Raw genomic sequence first — 18,215 nt, 5'->3', positions numbered from 1 at the left:
CACCCATGATCTGGACCGATAGTCAGCGCATGTATGCGTGCATTGAGCACCATCCAGGCATAGCTATGTTCTTGACTTTGACTCAAAAACAAAAGAACCGTCACCAAATCTGCCCCAGTCACTTGCTTTCACCATTGGCACGCGCCAGCGAAGCCTTGGCGCGTCTGGATGAGCGTCTTGCGCATTCACCCGTTGGCACAGGACTGATCGAACGGTTTCATTTTTCCGATGCCTGCGCATCTTTGTGGCTCGACGGCGAGCTGGTCGAAATGGAAGATCTGATCCTGCATTACGCGGCGCGCGATATTCGTTCGCCCAGTCACGCGCTGACCATTGCCCGTGATGTGTTGCAAAACCGACGGCGCATTGCGGTACAGCCGCCGGACTGGGCATTGAGCCCAAACGGTTTGCGCAGTCTGCGGCAGGCGTGGCCTGCAGCATCTCTTGGGGATGGTGGCATCGTCGCCGACAGCAAAAGCACCGCGGTGCAAAAGGCGGCGGATGATCTGCCGAAGTGGGACGGCGAGGGGAGGCAGGATCGGTTGCTGCCCGGCCTTGTTCTCGACGCCATTGATGCGCTACTGGCCCGCTCCGACGACGTGCTGGCAAAGGTGAAACAGCCGCAGCGGTTGCCGAAGCCGGAAACCGATCCGCTGATCCGTGATCCCGATTAGGAGGAGGACGAGCGGCTTGACGAATGGCAAACCGTGTTGCGGCCGCTCAGTGCTTTGCCGTCGGTGCTGCAGGCCATGCTGGCACTCGATGCCTGGAACGAGCTGGCCGTGTTGCAGCGGGCGCCGTGGCTGGGGCGATTGTTAGCGGCCTCCCGGCTGCGGCGCGAAGGGTTGACAAGCAAAGCGGATTTGCTGGCCTTCAACACCGGCCTGAAAACCATCCGTGTTGAACGGCGCCTTGCGGGCCGCCGCGCGTCTTCCAATCTGCCAGGCCTGATTGAACTGGTGCTGGCGAGGCCGCTGGTGTCGACAGGACTCATCGCCAAAGAACTCGATATCACGCCCCGTGCGGCACTGCGCCTCGTTGAAGAGCTCAGCTTACGCGAAATGACCGGCAGGGGGAGGTTTCGAGCGTGGGGCGTCTTGTAATTCGTATACCAGACGGTGCGTTTTTCTATCCGCAATTAATGCTATTCGCGACACACCCTGATAAGGGGAAGCTGGATCGCGTTTTTAAGCGGGAAAGACGCGGGTCTTGAAAAGTAATTCTATAAAGATCAAAGTGTCGTAACAGGTGGGGGAAATTGATGAGAGCGTTTGAATTTGATCATCAGCTAATTGGTGCCTACGAGCAGTTTTCGCGTTCATTCAGCACTATTCGAGCGCCCGACCTGAAGTCCGAGATCGACGCCCAGTACGACGCTGGAAAATTTTGGCCTGATGCCCTCCTATCACTCAATCCGCGCTTTATGGCTGGGCCGACGGTCGATGAACTCGTCGCCACAGGTGACCTTGATGAGGGTACGGGCAAAGTCTTCCGGTTTGGAGCTACACCCCTTCGCTTCCATCGTCACCAAGCCGAAGCAATTGCGAAGGCGAAACAGGGCAAGAGCTACGTTGTCACGACCGGCACAGGCTCGGGGAAATCCCTGTGCTTCTTTGTGCCGGTTGTCGACGCAATTATCCGTGCTCGTCGCGCAGGAAAACCGCGGCGGACATCGGCAATCATCGTCTATCCTATGAACGCCCTGGCTAATAGCCAGCTGAAGGAAATTGACAAGTTCATCGCTGGTTCTGGTTTGCCCGACAACCTCAGGCCGGTGGTGAAGCGTTACACAGGTCAGGAAAGCCGAGAAGAGCGTGAGCGAATTGCCGCCAGCCCGCCAGATATTCTCCTGACCAACTACATGATGGCCGAGTTGCTGCTGACGCGGCAGGACGATCTTGACTCGCAAGTAGTCGCAAATGCATCCGGCCTCGAGTTCATAATTCTGGACGAACTGCACACCTACCGCGGACGCCAGGGGGCTGACGTTGCAGTTCTCGTTCGGCGTCTGCGAGATCGATGCTCTCCTGACAAAGAACCGATCTGCATCGGCACCTCGGCGACGATGGCATCCGAGGGATCGGATGAGAGCCGTGCTGTTGCTGTCGCAAACGTCGCATCACGACTGTTTGGTGCTGAGATTGGCCCGGATGCGGTCATCGACGAGTCTTTGCAGCGTGCCACCGATGATGCCTTGAAGGCTGAGCACGTTGTTGGCGCCTTGAGCAAGATCTTAACACAGTCCCTCCCGGACACACTCGACGACGAGGCCTTGAAACACCACCCGCTCTCGGTGTGGGTGGAGTTGGAGCTCGGATTGGACGACGGGCTTGAACTTCGTAGAAAAAAGCCGGTCCCATTCGAACAAGCTGTCGAAAAGCTGTCGTCGGCCACTGGGGTCGAGGCCGAAATCTGCCGCGACTACCTCGAAAAGTTCCTGACCCGGATAAGCTTGCCTGAGAATGAGCGCGGAGGCACAAAGGATGGTGCTTTTCTAGCCTTCAAACTCAATCGGTTCATCTCGGGCGCAGGCGAGGTATTTACAACACTCACAGACAGACCTCGGCGGATCTTATTTGAAGGGCAGCTTGAGGATCCGGATGCACCTGGCAATCGCCTGTATCCGACCCGTTTTTGCAGAAGCTGTGGTCAAGAATACCATGTAGTGACGAAGGTCGAGGATGATGGGGATTTGTATTTTCTTCCCCGAAGCATTGATGACACCCCGCTCGATACTGAGGACGACGAGGTTGCCGGCTATCTCTGCCCAGTAAATGTCGACGATAGTGACTTTCAGTTCACCGGGGAGCTTGAGGGCTACCCTGAGAGCTGGCGGGAGGAAAAGAATGGCATCGAGCGGCTGAGAGGCTATCGTAAGAAGCGCACCCCGATATCATATGCGGTGGGTGCAGACGGCCGCCATGGAGCGGGCGGCAATGATTTCTGGTTCATCCCAGGGAAGTTTGCTTTCTGCCTTTGCTGTCATGACGAGCCCACGCAAGGCATGCGTGAACGCAGCAAGCTTGCCGGGCTCTCTGGCGAAGGGCGGAGTTCTGCGACAACACTGCTCGTGGCCAGTGCCCTGGAGTGGATGCACAAACCGGGCAGCGGCGTACCTGTGACGAAGCGCAAACTGCTGGGCTTTACCGACAACCGTCAGGATGCCGCACTGCAGTCAGGTCATTTCAACGACTTCTTGTTCGTAAGTCTGTTGCGCGGAGCCATTCTTCACGCGGTGATCTCCGCTGGCTCAGAAGGCCTTGCAGAAGACGAGTACGGCCTTCAGGTAGTGAAGGCGCTTGGTTTCACCGCTGCCAACAAGGAGGCTCGGCAGCATTGGCTTCTCGATGCAAATGTTGGCGCCATTATCCGTGAAGACGCACAGCGTTCGCTCGCTAAAGTGCTCGCCCATCGTGTCTGGACGGACCTACGCCGTGGATGGCGCTTCACCAATCCCAGCCTGTCTGTTCTCAATCTGATCGATGTTAATTTCCTCGGCCTTGAGGAACTTTCGGAAGATCGCGAGCGCTTCATGGCCATCCATCCACTCCTTGGCGATCTCGGCATCGATCAGCGGCAGGCTATTATCAAGGCTATATTGTCTGCGATGCTCGAAGGCCTGGCTGTTCAGACCGAGGCCTTAGACCTGACCTTCCTCGATGGTGTGGCTCAGAAATCCCGTATGCTTCTTCAGGCCCCGTGGGCAATTGACCAGAAGGAGAAGCCGAGAGCACGCTCTTCTCTGGTCCTGCGCGGCGGTAGCAAGAATGTGGTCACGCTTCGCGAAGAACAAACTCTTCTCCGAGCTGGCCCCAATTCCAGAATTGCAAGGTTCCTGAACCGGAAGTCCGTACTAGGCGTGAAGCTGAACAAGGATGAGTACTACGAGTTCATGAAGGGAGTGTTTGCCTTCCTGAGCGATGAAGGGCTGCTTGTGCCCGTCGATCTTGATGGTGACGTGACAGGTTGGCGCCTGTCACCATCCGCGGTCCGGCTTGTCCCCGGGCCCGCGCTTTCTGATGAAAGCCAGCGCGGCAACCGATACTTCCATGACCTTTACACCGCGATCGCGAACGACTTTGCCGATGGGCGTAGTTCCTACTGGGGCCTGGAGGGCCGTGAACATACGGCGCAGGTATCACAGAAACAGCGCGAATGGCGTGAATGGCGGTTCCGGTTCGAACAGGATGATATGCAACATCTCGCGACTTCGGAGTACCGCACGGAAATTCGAGCAACCGGCGAAACCGACCGGTTTTTGCCAGCGCTATTCTGCTCCCCGACGATGGAACTCGGCGTCGACATTTCGGCATTGAACGCGGTGTATCTCCGCAACGTACCGCCCACGCCTGCGAATTATGCACAACGCGCCGGACGTGCCGGACGGTCTGGGCAGGCGGCGGTTGTCGTGACGTACTGCGCTTCGGGATCTCCGCACGACCAGTATTTCTTTGAACGGCGCAATGATATGGTGGCCGGTGTAGTTCGGCCGCCCGCGCTTGACATCACGAATGAGGAACTTGTCCGGTCGCACCTTCATGCGGTTTGGCTGGCGGAAGCGAAATTGGCGCTTTCCCCCGATATTCCTGAAATCCTAGACCTTCACGCCGATAAATTCCCGCTGAAGGACGAGGTTCTGGCGGTAGTTTCGAAGTCTACTCTTGTCTCTGGCGCGCGCGATCCGATGACGCGAGTTCTGAAACAGATTCTGGCGTCCGATGGTGGCAAGACCCCAATCTGGATGGAAGATCCGGACGCGTTCGTTCTTCAAACGGCCATGAACGCGCCGAAGGCATTTGATCGGGCATTTGACCGTTGGCGTGAGCTCTACAGCTCCGCAAGAACGCAGTTGGCCGAGGCGAACAAGCGCTCGGAGATCACTGGGCTCTCGGGAGCGGACCGACGCAAGATCAAGGCCGCGCAGATGCAAGCCCAGGATCAAATTGCAATCCTCGAACAAGGCAAGGCCTCGAATGGATCCGATTTCTATTCGTATCGGTATCTCGCGACGGAAGGCTTCCTGCCTGGGTACAATTTCCCACGCCTACCGCTGTACGCGTTCGTACCCGGTGAAGGGAAAACCGGCACATTCCTGTCCAGGGCCCGTTTTCTAGCCATTTCCGAGTTCGGGCCGCGCAGTCTGATATACCATGAAGGCCGTGCCTATCGGGTTATGAAGGCTAAGCTGCCCCCCGAGGTACGCCAAGGCGATGGATCCGAGTTGGCGACCAAGGATATCTACATTTGCTCCAACTGTGGTGCGTCCCACGAAGGCGAAGTGGAGCGTTGTCACGGGTGCGACAATCACATGGCTGGAGAGGTCCCCATCAAGAAGACGCTTCGTATCGACAATGTCGAAGCGGCGCCGACTGAGCGCATTACGGCAAACGATGAAGAACGGGTAAGGCAGGGCTTTGATATCCAGACCGTGTTCTCCTGGCCGAAAAGGGATGGCCAGATCCAGGTGACCAACGCCAAGTTCGTCTGTGAAGAAACGTCGCTCCTTTCACTTCAATACGCCAATAGCGCCGAAATCAGCCGCTTGAACAAGGGCCTGAAGCGTCGAAAAGATCAGACCGTCTTCGGCTTCCACATCGATCCCAGATCCGGTTACTGGGCGAAGTCCGACGGAGAGGATGGTGACACGGATGTGCCGCCGGATGTGGTGAAACCGGTCCGCATAGTACCAATCGTTCGCGACCGAAAGAATGCCTTGCTGCTCCGCTTTGAAAGGCCAGAACAATACGAGCCGGAAACGATCGCAACGGTTCAATATGCATTGCTGCGTGGGATAGAGGTGGTCTTCCAGCTCGAGGAAGGTGAAATCCTAAGTGAGCCGTTGCCCGCGAGAGATAACAGGCGAGCAATTCTCACCTATGAGGCGACCGAAGGCGGAGCCGGCGTGCTTACGCGCCTGATTGACGACGGAAGAGCAATCAATGAGGTCGCCAAGACGGCGCTCTGCTTGATGCATTTCGAAAATGTAGATGCTGCGATTGCGGCGGGGGATGCAGATCTGCTGCAGAAGAAAGAGGATGGGAGTTGCGTACGTGGCTGCTATCGCTGCCTTCTCTCCTACTTCAATCAGCCAGACCACGAGCTGATCAATCGCGCGAGCCCACAAGTTGCGCAGTTCCTAATCGATCTGAGTCGGGGAAAGATTTCCCGAGCGGCAAAGGCAGCACCAGGCGCAGTGGTATCGCCTTGGCTTGAGGCGTTCGGAGCCGCTGGCATTCCTCAGATCGATACAATCCCCGCCCGTTTCGGGGGCGTCGAGTTCGAGTTTGCGTGGCGTGCAAGTATGGTTGCTGCGTCAACCAAAAAGCTGACATCGGAAGCTAAGGCGGATGCGATGAGCAAGGGCTGGGTTGTATACAGCTTGCCCGAAGTTTCGTCCGAAGGGCTACCAGACGGTTTTATCAAGAATTTTGCAGGTTGATATGACACTGAATTTTACTCCTGGCGACCTAATCAAAGCACGCGGCCGGGAATGGGTAGCTTTGCCGGCACCTGGGGAGGGGCTCCTCGCTCTACGCCCACTCTCAGGTAACGAAAACGACATCGTTGTTCTCGCACCGGATCTCGAACTGACGCCTGTCGAAGCTGCTCGCTTTGACCTGCCGGACGATGCTCGCCCGACTGTTCAGTCAAAGGCGGCACTCCTTGCGGATTCGCTCCGGCTGACCCTTCGTCGCGGCGCGGGGCCGTTTCGCTCGGCCGCGCAGCTCGCATTCGAGCCGCGCAGCTACCAACTCGTTCCGTTGTTGATGGCTTTGCGTCTACAGGTGCCGCGCCTACTGATCGCTGACGACGTCGGAATCGGCAAAACGATCGAAGCGGGCCTGATTCTTCGCGAACTCATGGATCGTGGTGAGGTCGACGCCTTTTCGGTGTTATGCCCACCTCATCTCGTTGATCAGTGGATCATCGAGCTGAAGGACAGGTTCGGGATTGACGCTGTTGCCGTCACCTCCGGGACGGCCGTACGTCTGGAGCGAAATCTGCCGTTGGCGCAGACCTTGTTCGATGCTTACCCCTTCACAGTCGTCAGTCTCGACTACATCAAGGCAGAAAAGCGTCGCGATGGTTTTGCCAGGGCGTGCCCAGACTTCGTGATCATAGATGAAGCCCATGCCTGCGTGGGGACGCATAAAGGGAGGCAGCAGCGCTTCGACTTGCTGCAGGGTCTTTCACGCGATCCGGAGCGTCGGCTGGTCCTGTTGACCGCAACACCGCATTCCGGAGATGAAGAGGCATTCGCCCGGCTCCTGTCGTTGATCGACCAGGAGTTCGGTACCGTGAACTTTGATGACCCAAAGTACCGGGAGCGCCTTGCCAGACAATTCGTTCAGCGGCGACGCGTCGATCTCATAGAGGGGGCGTGGGACGAAAACCGTGCCTTCCCGAAGCACGAGACCACCGAATACTCGTACCGTCTGAACGACGAACATCGAGCATTTCATGAGGCTGTCCTCGATTATTGCTTCGCTGTCGTCTCTCGGGCGGGAGATACGCAGAAGGATCGTCGTCTTGCCTTCTGGGGCACGCTGGCACTGATGCGGTGTGTCGGCTCATCTCCTGCTGCGGCAATGAGTGCGCTGCGAAATCGGGCGTCCAACGAAGATGAGCGCCTCGAGCCGCAGATCTATGACGAGGATGGCGATGACGAAGACGCTGTCGACATCGAGCCAAACACCGTCTTCTCCAACGATCCCGCGCTCCAAGGCCTGCTTGATAAGGCCAGCACACTTCTTTCAGCGGATGATCCCAAGCTGAACGCCCTCATCAAGGCCCTCAAGCCTTTGATCAAGGAAGGCGCGAACCCTGTCGTTTTCTGCCGCTACCTCGCGACGGCGGAACACGTGAAGGAAGGGCTCCGCAAAACCTTCCCGAAGCTGAACGTGCAAGCCGTGACGGGAGAGCTCACACCGGACGAACGCCGCGATCGCGTTGCGCAAATGGTGGCCGTGAATTCTGACACTGATGAGCAGCGCATTCTCGTTGCTACCGACTGCCTGTCGGAGGGTATTAACCTTCAGCAACTGTTCGACACGGTGATCCACTATGATCTCTCTTGGAATCCGACACGCCATCAACAGCGTGAAGGCCGTGTGGATCGCTTTGGCCAACCTGCCGAGCTCGTGCGGTCGATCATGATGTTTTCGCCCGATAGCGCGATCGACGGCGCCGTGCTCGACGTGATTCTCCGAAAAGCAGAGGAAATCCGAAAGGCGACCGGAGTCACTGTTCCTCTACCAGATGAGCGGGGACCGGTCACCGATGCGTTGATGGCCGCGATGATGCTTCGCCGCGGTGGCGGAGTCCAACAACAGCTCACCCTCGACCTGCAGCTAACCAACGGCATCCAGGTGATGGAGACCCGGTGGCGAGACGCAAGCGAAAACGAAAAGCGGTCACGTGCTCGTTTTGCGCAAAATGCCATGAAGCCCAGTGAGGTCGCCCCCGAATGGGAGAAGGTCAAATCCCTGCTTGGGTCACCGGATGAGACGCTTGAATTTGTCGAGCGCGCCATGTCGCGGTTCGGAGTTCCACTGGAAAAGAAGAAGTCGTTGCAGCTTGCACATGTCCATGCTCTTCAGCCCAGTCTGAAGGAAACGTTGGAACAACGTGGCCTCACAGGATCCATCAAGCTTGCACTGCAGGAGCCAGCGCCGTCAGGGACATCCCTCCTGACTAGAACGCACCCGCTGACATCTTCCTTGGCAGAAAGCCTTCTTGAGGCCTCACTGGACAGTGAATCGCTCCCGGACCTGGGCATAGGTCGTGTCGGCGCCTGGCCGAGTGCCGCGGTAACTCAGATGACGCGGGTTGCGCTTCTGCGCATCCGTTACAAACTGACGGTTCATGCAAGGCGCGAGCGCCTTTTGCTGGCGGAAGAAGCGGCGCTTGTTGCCCTCGAAATCAACACCCTCATCGCTTCCGGCAGCGAGGCGCGAGAATTACTCGCCTCTCCCGCGACCGCAGACTTGGCGCCTGTTGCTCGAGATCGCATGATAAACTCGGCACGGGCTGCTCTGCCGGATCTCCTCACAGGTCCGATTGCCGGCTTTGTTCGAAAGCGTGCGGGCGAATTGGTTGAAGATCATGGACGTCTTCGCGCCGCCGCTGGTTCGACGTCTCGTATCAGTGTCGAACCTGTTATTCCCCCAGATGTCATTGGCCTCTTCGTGCTCGTTCCGGGGGAGGTGTAATCATGGCTCGCAAGACCATCACTGATATGTCGGCTTGGCCATCGCTGAGCCTCGAAGGCAACCTGATCGCTCCTGCAATGATCGCCAAGATCGATCAACGTCAGGCGCCAGAGCAGACGCCCGAAGATTATGCCGTTCGAAAGGGGCTGCAGATCCGCGAGGAAATCGCAACAGCCTTCCGTGTTGGGCAATCACATTTTGACGCCTTCGCGAAGATAGAGCATCCATCGGCGGCAACGACAACTCGCTTCATCTCTGGTCTCTTCAAGGAAACCTTCGGCTACGACGACCTGACGGCCGCGTTGGCGCCTATTGCTTTGTCGGCGTCTGGCCGTGTGCCCATGGTGGTTGTCCCTCCTCAAGAGCAGATCGATCGCCGCAGTCCGACGCTCTCGACAGATCGGTCGCGCTCCCCGGCCTTCGCGCTCCAGGACTACCTGAACGACAGTGACGATGCCCTGTGGGGCATCGTGACCAACGGCATGCAGTTGCGCTTGATGCGTGATAATGCCTCGCTGACCAGACCCGCATACATCGAGGCGGATCTCGCCCAGATGTTTACGAACGAGGACATTGCCTCCTTCGCTGTGCTCTGGCTCTTGATCCACCGCTCCCGCTTTGGCGCAGCAGAGACCCCCGCCACCGATTGCCCCCTTGAACGTTGGCGCGACGCCGGCTCCAAGGAAGGTGAAGCTGCGCGTGATCGCCTGGCATACCAGGTTAAGGATGCTCTCAAGCTTCTCGGCTCCGGCTTCCTCGAAGCCAACCCAGATCTTGCGGCAAAATTGCAATCCGGCGAAGTGAACCTCACTGCGTGGTTCAACGAGCTCCTGCGTCTTGTTTACCGCCTAATCTTCCTCATGGTGGCCGAAGACCGGAACCTGCTTCATCCGGACAAGGCAAAACCGGAGGCGCGAACCCTTTACGCCGAAGGTTACTCACTACAGTCGCTACGCAAGCAATGCTACCGTGCCGCCACCTGGGACAAGCACCATGACCGCTACGAGGGCGTGAAGGTCGTCTTCCACGCCCTCACGCATGGCCAGCCGGCCCTCGCGCTGCCCGCTCTCGGCGGGCTCTTCGCGGAAGACAGACTACCACACCTCGAAACCGCCACGCTGCGCAACCGCGCCTTCATGGAGGCGCTCTACCGCCTCTCTTGGCTCGCGGACAAGAACGGCATGGTGCCGGTCAACTGGCGCGCGATGGAGACCGAGGAATTGGGCTCCGTCTACGAATCCCTTCTCGAGCTGCAGCCGCAATTCGGCGACGATGGCAAGACGCTTGTCTTCGCCTCCGAGGCGGCCGAGCAGAAGGGCAACCAGCGCAAGACCACCGGCTCTTATTACACACCCGACAGCCTGGTTCAGGCGCTGCTCGACACCGCTCTCGATCCCGTCCTCGACAAGACCGAGGCCGAGGCGGGCGATCCCGCTAAGGCGCTACTGAAACTGTCAGTCATCGACCCCGCCTGCGGATCGGGCCACTTCCTGCTGGCCGCCGCCCGCCGCATCGCCACGCGGCTCGCGCGCATCCGGGCCGAGGGCACGCCCTCGCTCGCGGATTTCCGCCATGCGCTGCGCGATGTCGCGCGCTGCTGTATCCACGGGGTGGACCGCAATCCAATGGCGGTGGAGCTGACCAAGGTAGCGCTCTGGATTGAGACGGTGGACCCCGGCCTTCCCCTCGGCTTCTTTGACGCGCAGATCCGCTGCGGCGACGCGCTGCTTGGGGTGTTCGACCTGAAGGTGCTGCAGGACGGCATCCCCGATGCTGCCTACAAGCCGTTGACGGGCGACAACAAGGATACGGCGCGCTACTATCTGCAGGCCAATCGAGCCGCGACACTTGGCCAAGGCGGGTTCGACTTCGGCACTGGCCAAGCGTCAATGCCCGCGATGAAACCGCTGGCGTTGGATTTTTCAGGCTTCCGCGATCTGCCCGAGGATACGGTGGAACAAATTGGCGCCAAGGCCAAGCGGTTCAAGGAACTGCGCAAGGAGCAGACCTTTGTCCGCGCCAAGGCGGCGGCAGACCTTTATGTCGCGGCCTTCCTGCTGCCTAAGATGGGCAGCGCGCCGGCAGGGGCATCAAGCCGCACCGTGCCGACGACTGAGGAACTGTGGATGGCCCTCAATCAGGGCAAGATCCGGCAGGCGATGATGGACGCGCCCAAGGCCGCGCGCCGCGCCCGCGCCTTTCACTGGCCGCTGGAGTTTCCCGACATAATCGAGCAGGGCGGGTTCGATGTTGTTCTGGGCAATCCGCCCTGGGACACGATGAGCCCGGATTACAAGGAGTTCTTCTCGGTCTACGAGCCGAACATCCGGCACATGTCTCCCGAAGAACAGGAAGAAGCTTATGGCCGACTGCTAAGCAATCCTGTGCTTGCTGCACAGTGGGAGCAGCACTGCTCGGACCTCTACGCGGCCGTCCATTTCATCAAGTCGAGTGGTAGATACCGCCTGTTTGCCGAGGGCAATCTGGGCAAGGGGGATTTCAACGTCTACCGCATGTTCGTCGAAACCGCCCTTGCCGCAACACGACGGGGCCGGGTTGCCGCCCAGTTCGTGCCCGAGGGCCTTTACAACGGGGCGAACGCGACAGCAATCCGGCGGGAACTGCTCACGGCCTTTCGTTTGGAGCACCTCGCCGGGTTCGAAAACACCAAGGGCATCTGGTTCGACAAGATCGATACTCGTATGAAGTTCTGCCTCTACGTCGCCTGGAAGGGCGGCAGGACCGAGCAGTTCAATGCGGCCTTCCGCGTCAACTCCAGCCAGAAGTTGCAGGAGTTTATGACCGGCGGTGGGTTGCGTATCCCGGTTTCCGTGGTCGAAGAGTTCTCGCCGGAGGCGATCGCGGTGATGGAATTTGCCGCACAGTCAGAAATCGACATCTGCGCCCGAATGTATGCCCTTTATCCTAAGTTCGGGGCGGACATCGAAGACTTGCCGCATCGTCACTACATGGCCGAAGCTCACATGGGCAATAACCGTGAGCTGTTCACGGAGGGGGCTGAGGGCCTTCCCGTATTCGAAGGCCGGATGATTGACGCCTACGACTACCGTGCCAAGGGCTATGTATCCGGCCGAGGACGGTCGGCAGAGTGGCACGACTTCCCTTTTGGGTTGGCAGAAAAGCGTATTCAGCCGCAATGGCGCATCGTCGAAGATCGGATCCCAGAAAAGCTAGGGGGCCGGGTTTATCGCTATCGTATCGGGTTCGGCGACGTCGCCAGCCCGACGAACCAACGAGCGCTTACCGCAGCGCTCATCCCGCCGGGGGTGATCTGCGGGGACAAGGTGCCAACGATCATCTTGTCTGCTGATCCACGCGACCACTTGCTTTGGCTTGGGGTCGCCAACTCGATCGTGATGGACTTCTTGGTAAGAAAGAAGGTTGCACTAAAGATGTCCTACACGATCATGGACAGCCTGCCCTTTCCGCGCGACTTCGCGCGTACCCCGTCAGCCGCTGCCATTGCGAGCCGCGTCTGTTCGCTCTGTGCCGTAGGCGACGAGATGGAGGAGTTCAGGGCACAGGCGGTGAAGGCAGGCATCCTAGAAGCACCCGATGCAATCGTCGAAGACCCCGAACAGCGTGCGGTCGTTGCCGCTGAGATCGACGTTCTTGTTGCTCGCGACGTATTCGGCCAGTCGAAGCAGGAAATGCTCTACATCCTCGATCCCGACAACATCCTTGGTCTGGACTGTGGAGTGGAAACCTTCAAAGCACTTCGAAACGCTGAACTCCGCGAGTTCAAGGAGTTCCGAACCCAGCGGTTGATCGAGGAAGCATGGGATCGGCTAGAGCGAGACGGAAGTGCCACTCTTGGTACGGCCGAAGCAATATTTGCTGCTGCGCATCCGATCGAGCTTCCGTCGCTCGGACAATTACCGGATGCAGTTTGGGCTTGGTCGCAAGCTAATAACGAACACGACAGGGTGCGCACCCAGCTTCGCGCTCTAGTGGGTATTCTGCCGGAACCTTCCGACGTGCGTCGCGTCCGGCTGGCCGCGCTGGCCTGCCTGCAGCCTGCTCTCCTTGATGGCTTTCTGTCTGAAGAAGATCGTCGCGAGTGGCAACGTCTCGTGGCACACCCGAGCAAAGTGACCCAGCTCGTTCCGCCAACAAATGTTGCATGGGGTACAGCATTCAATGCCCTCGTTTCATCGGCCGTGCTTGATGTTTCCAGCGACGGTACCCTCTGGGGCGCAGGCAAGAGGCTCGATCGATCAACCTTGAATGCAAATGATCCTGCTGTCGGTCGCGCACTTTTCGCTTGGTCTCGGCTCAAAGGCATAAGTCTCGATCAGGGATTGGCGCGGGTTCCTGCGGTTATCCTACCATTCATCCGGGAGGGCCGTGTTGCAGCCTGATCTGTTTCAGCCGGCCGAAATTGAGCTCACCTTGCCGGAAGGTCAGCAAGGACCAAGGCTGTGGGTTCGACGCATAGCGCTCTGGCAGGACCCTCAGACCTTGCTGCGTGACATTCCGCTTCGGCGCGGCGTCAATATTGTCTGGTCGCCGGATCTCTCGACGAACGGGACTGGCGCCACACCTCACGGCAGTGGCAAAACAACATTCTGCCGTCTGATCCGATACTGCCTGGGTGAGCGGCACTTCTCCCACGAAGAACAGCGACCACTCATGCAGCAGAAGCTGCCCAATGGTTTTGTTGGGGCGGAGATAATCATAGATGACGAATGCTGGGTGATTACCCGTCCTTTCGGCATGAACCTACCGTCACGCGCCTCCCGCGCGGAGCGCATTGAGGAAACTTTTGACGAGCTTCTGGTGGCCACCGTACCTCCGACGATTGCCCCCATGATTTCGGAGAGCTTTTGTACCCGCTACCGAGATCAGGTTCCTGAAAACTTGAAGGCAGAACAAGTTTGGGACGTCTTGCTCGCATGGCTCACCCGCGATCAAGAGTGTCGGCTGGATGACGTGTTTGATTGGCGGTCCAAGCGATCCGGCTCAGGATCACCTGCACAGGAGCTCTCTCTTGAAACAAAGCTGACTGTGGTGCGCCTTGCTATCCGCGCGCTCTCCGCTGACGAAATCCAGGCCACCGCCGAGGCCAGAGTTCTCACGCGTGAGCGGGACAAACTGCGCGAGAAGCTTGGTCATCTCGACTGGTTTCAAAACCAACGGTTTTCTGAGCTTTGTGAAAGGCTTTCTTTCCCGAAGGAGCGTGATCCGACCGAGGAATTGGTCCGCAAGGAACTCATCGACAAGGCGAATGAAGTGCTGGCAAAGGCCGTTGGTGCTGAGCACGCAAAAGGTCAGAGACCAGGCGACGGGCTGCGCGAGAAACGCCAAATTTTGCAATCCGAACGGAACAAGAGCAGTGACGCGAGAGCTGAGAAGAAAGCCCTATTGCATAGCCTTCCGAGTCAGGTTGCTGCCGCCCGCGCTGAACAGGGAACCGAGCAGGCGAGGCTGGAAACAGGCGTCATTGTCCGCTGTGCAATTTGTCACGTCGACATAGATGAAGTGACGGCCAATGGATGCGGCATCTCATTGGAACGTTGCAACCTCGACGAAGTGCGGTCAAGGATTGCGCTGGCCGAGCAACAGATAAAGGAGCTAGAGCGCCAGCAGCTCGCTTTGCCAGCAGAAATCGACAAACTAGACCGAGAGATTCTTCGACTAGACCGAGAGATCGCTCAGATCGATGGTTCATTTGCTCAGCTCGAACAGCAGATGTCGGCGACTAATATGGCAGTCAACCGAGCGAGCGAACTCGTAAGAGAGACAACTTGGTTTGACCTTCAGTTGAAGGATCGTGTTGGGATAGCTCAACGCCTAGCTCTCATCGACAAAAAACTAGAAGGGGCGCGGCAGAAGACGGCGCTTGAGCGAGAGCGTGCCGCGGCAGCAATCGGTGATCTAGCGGGGCTTTTTGGGCAACTCGTCGCCACACTGATGCCTAAAGGCTGTTTTGGTAAAATGAAGCTCGATGGCAACGGCCTTCATCCAGAAATTTTGCTGCAACGTGGCGCGGGACTATCAACGGCCGCTGTCGAGTCGTTCAAAATCGTAGCCTTCGATCTCGCCGCAATGATCCTGTCTGTGAATGGTAAGGCCGACATGCCGTCCTTTCTTATCCACGACAGCCCACGCGAAGCAGACCTAGACGCCGGAATCTACGCCAATCTTTTTGATTTCGCTCTTAGTTTGGAGAAAAAGGGAAGTCCGCCCCCATTCCAGTATATCGTCACGACAACAACGGCGCCCTCGCAGATCACGCTTGATCATCCTGCGTTGCGGCTCAAACTTTCATCGACGCCGCCTGAAGCGCGGCTCTTTGCAATGGACTTCTTATGATCGAGTCGCCGCAGTCCTTTGTCATCCGTCAGGAATGCGACAAGGTAGCATTTCAGAACGGATTCCGGCGGCCACATGAGGAGCTTAACGGCTGGCGGCACTACACCTCGACAACTGCGCAAGGCTCACTCTGGCTCGCACGCGAAAATAAGGGAGGCTGGGTAGTCGCGATCGATCACCCCGGTATCGTCGCAGAGATTGGTTTGGAGCCGATTGAAGGAGGAGGGCCGGGGCTTGCGCGCTATCGGTTCGCCGATCTAGCTATGCTGTATGCCGCGATGCCGCGCGTTTATGAACTTGCCGTCAGTCTTCCGGATGCGCCGCTACACGAGTTCTTATACCAGACGAAGGGTCTGCCGAAAACGACCGAAGCGGAACGGCTCGTCGTTCAACGGGTCGGGCAAAACATCTTTCGCGAGCGGCTGATGGCGTACTGGCAGGGGCGTTGCCCTCTGACGGGTATTACGGACAAAGCGCTTCTCCGAGCCTCCCACATCAAGCCTTGGAAGGATTGTGACAACGATGCCGAGCGGCTTGATGTACATAATGGTTTACTGCTGTCTGCGCTCTGGGATGCTGCTTTTGATACAGGATTGGTGACGTTTAATGACGATGGAAGCCCAGAATTCTCGGTGCGTTTAACTCTGGAAGCTCGATCAACATTACGCTTTCGGGAACATTTGAGTCTTACACAAAAACACCGGATGTTTATGGAATGGCATCGGGCGACGATTTTTCAACCATAGGTGTGTCTTACCAGTTCATTTTGGAAAAGGGTGTTAATCGAAACCGAATATTGGCTCTGTTGCAATTTCGATGATGCTTTTGGGTTTGGTCTGGTGACAACTTTAGAATAAAAATAGATTATACCTGTTGTGAAAGCGATTGTTCATCAATGAATTAAAGTAAGACCGTATGTCCGTCTTTGCGCCTGAGGTGGCTCGCCCTACACTGGTCTTCCGAGGTTTGCTCGGACGGGCCGAGCCGATCCTCATCACAGGAGGACGAGCCATGGCAGATTATAGAGAAGCTTTTGTCGGAATTGATGTCGCCAAGCTGAAGAATGCGATTGCTGTTGCCGAATCTGGCCGGGACGGAGAGGTGCGCTACTTCGGCGAGGTTGACGCCTCCGATGGCAGCATGCGCCGCATAATTCAGCGAATAGCCGCGAAGTTTGATCACGTGCATTTCTGCTATGAAGCCGGACCTACCGGTTATGGCCTCTATCGGCTGATCCATCCCTTGGTCATAAATGCATGGTTGTTGCCCCGTCATTGATCCCGAGGAAGCCTGGCGACCGGGTGAAGACGAACCGTCGAGACGCACTCGCGCTCGCCCGGCTATTGAGGGCCGGCGAGCTTACGGCAGTGTGGGTCCCCGACGAGGGCCATGAGGCTATGCGCGACCTTGTTCGTGCTCGAGCTGCTGCTGTCTAGACATTACGGGTTCATCGGCAACAGGTAAGTGCCTTTAAGCTCAAGCATAGTCGCATCTATCCACGAAAGAAGGGCTGGACGATGCGATATCTGTGCTGGCTGCAGGATCAACACTTCGATCACCCCGCGCATCAGATCGCTTTGCAGGAAATGGTCGAGGCAGTTCGCCTCTCGAAGGAGCGTGTCGAACGACTGGAGAAGGTCATTGAAGAGTTTATCCCCACCTGGTCTCTCGCGCGCGTCGTTCGAGCTCTACAGACGTTACGAGGGGTCGATTTGATCGTTGCCGTCACCTATGCAACAGAGGTCGGTGATGTGACCCGCTTTTAAAGCTCCCGCCAATTGATGGGCTATCTCGGCCTGGTTCCGGGTGAGCGATCAACGGGTGAGACGGTCAGACGGGGCTCAATCACCAAGGCGGGCAATGGGCGCGTTCGGCACATGTTGGTCGAGAGCGCCTGGACATATCGCCATCCACCGAAGGTCGGCGCGAGGAAGGTGTACCGTATGGAGCAAGCGCCTCCGAAAGTGCGGGAGATAGCATGGAAGGCTCAGAGCCGGTTGACTGCGCGGTATCGAACGTTAATCAGACGAGGAAAGCGAACGACGGTCGTTTGTACCGCCATTGCCCGCGAGCTGAGTGGCTTCATGTGGGCCGTTGCAAGGGAGGCGCAGTCGATCAGATCGTAAGTCGCCGCATCGAACTTGCACCTCGCGCCCAAAGCATTGATAACGGACATCAGAGCGGTGTCTCAATCACACCTTATCGGTATCATCTTACTGCAATAGTTGGTCAATGTGGCTCTGCCAATGACCATTGACGATTGCAGTGAGCGTGCTGGTCAGCCATTTCTGCGGATCGACTGAATTGAGTTTGCATGTTTCGATCAGTGAGGCGATTGTAGCCCAGTTATGAGCGCCTGCTTCATGACCTGCGAATAATGCATTTTTTCTGCTCAATGCTATTGGCCGGATTGTTCTTTCGACGCTGTTGTTATCCAGCTCGACGCGACCGTCAGGCAGAAACAGGCACAAGCCGTCCCAGTATTTAGCGATGTATTTCAACGTTTCACCCAACGGAGCATTTGCGAACACGCGGGCGCGGGACGCGCTTACGAATTATACCAGCGTATGCCTGTTGTAGAGAACGATGTTTAGTTCGCTGTCTAGCTATTTTTCGATGTTGATTTGAGACATTGATTTCGCGTAATCGTTGAACAAGCAACGTTGA

General features: G+C 57.5%; 5 protein-coding genes and 3 pseudogenes. 7 read left to right on the top strand and 1 reads right to left on the bottom strand.

Annotation, left to right across the window (positions count from 1 at the left end; translation table 11 throughout):
• The first annotated feature begins 65 nt into the window (after positions 1-65).
• The 7 genes and pseudogenes from CEV34_RS21015 to CEV34_RS20985 all read left to right on the top strand — a co-directional run bounded on the left by CEV34_RS21015 (position 66) and on the right by CEV34_RS20985 (position 17,674).
• Positions 66-1,103: pseudogene (locus tag CEV34_RS21015) on the top strand (RHE_PE00001 family protein).
• Between the two features lie 158 nt (positions 1,104-1,261).
• Positions 1,262-6,439, top strand: a complete 5,178-nt coding sequence (locus CEV34_RS21010) for a DEAD/DEAH box helicase (protein WP_094544446.1) — start codon at positions 1,262-1,264, stop codon at positions 6,437-6,439.
• 1 nt (position 6,440) lies between these two features.
• On the top strand, positions 6,441-9,212 hold the full coding sequence (locus CEV34_RS21005) for a DEAD/DEAH box helicase (protein WP_094544445.1): 2,772 nt from the start codon (positions 6,441-6,443) through the stop codon (positions 9,210-9,212).
• Positions 9,213-9,214: 2 nt separating this feature from the next.
• Complete coding sequence (locus CEV34_RS21000) at positions 9,215-13,594, top strand: Eco57I restriction-modification methylase domain-containing protein (protein WP_094544444.1); 4,380 nt, start codon at positions 9,215-9,217, stop codon at positions 13,592-13,594.
• Positions 13,584-15,548, top strand: coding sequence for a chromosome segregation protein SMC (locus CEV34_RS20995; protein WP_094544443.1), 1,965 nt, complete (start codon positions 13,584-13,586; stop codon positions 15,546-15,548). The genes CEV34_RS21000 and CEV34_RS20995 overlap by 11 nt, the downstream gene beginning before the upstream one ends.
• Positions 15,545-16,294: an HNH endonuclease gene (locus tag CEV34_RS20990; RefSeq protein WP_094544442.1), complete on the top strand. Its 750-nt coding sequence runs from the start codon at positions 15,545-15,547 to the stop codon at positions 16,292-16,294. Before CEV34_RS20995 ends, CEV34_RS20990 begins: the two co-directional genes overlap by 4 nt.
• Positions 16,295-16,559: 265 nt before the next feature.
• A pseudogene (locus CEV34_RS20985) lies at positions 16,560-17,674 on the top strand (IS110 family RNA-guided transposase).
• A gap of 87 nt (positions 17,675-17,761) precedes the next feature.
• Here the strand turns inward: CEV34_RS20985 and CEV34_RS20980 are convergent.
• A pseudogene (locus CEV34_RS20980) lies at positions 17,762-18,088 on the bottom strand (IS66 family transposase); the annotation flags it as partial.
• Positions 18,089-18,215 lie beyond the last annotated feature (127 nt).

Source organism: Brucella pseudogrignonensis, assembly GCF_002252525.1.
In the GTDB taxonomy this organism is placed as follows: domain Bacteria; phylum Pseudomonadota; class Alphaproteobacteria; order Rhizobiales; family Rhizobiaceae; genus Brucella; species Brucella pseudogrignonensis.
This window is presented reverse-complemented; position numbering and strand designations above follow the sequence as displayed.

Coding starts and splice junctions, on each gene's coding strand:
- CEV34_RS20990 (WP_094544442.1), top strand. CDS start 15,545: ATGATCGAGTCGCCGCAGTCCTTTGTCATCCGTCAGGAATGCGACAAG.
- CEV34_RS21005 (WP_094544445.1), top strand. CDS start 6,441: ATGACACTGAATTTTACTCCTGGCGACCTAATCAAAGCACGCGGCCGG.
- CEV34_RS21010 (WP_094544446.1), top strand. CDS start 1,262: ATGAGAGCGTTTGAATTTGATCATCAGCTAATTGGTGCCTACGAGCAG.
- CEV34_RS21000 (WP_094544444.1), top strand. CDS start 9,215: ATGGCTCGCAAGACCATCACTGATATGTCGGCTTGGCCATCGCTGAGC.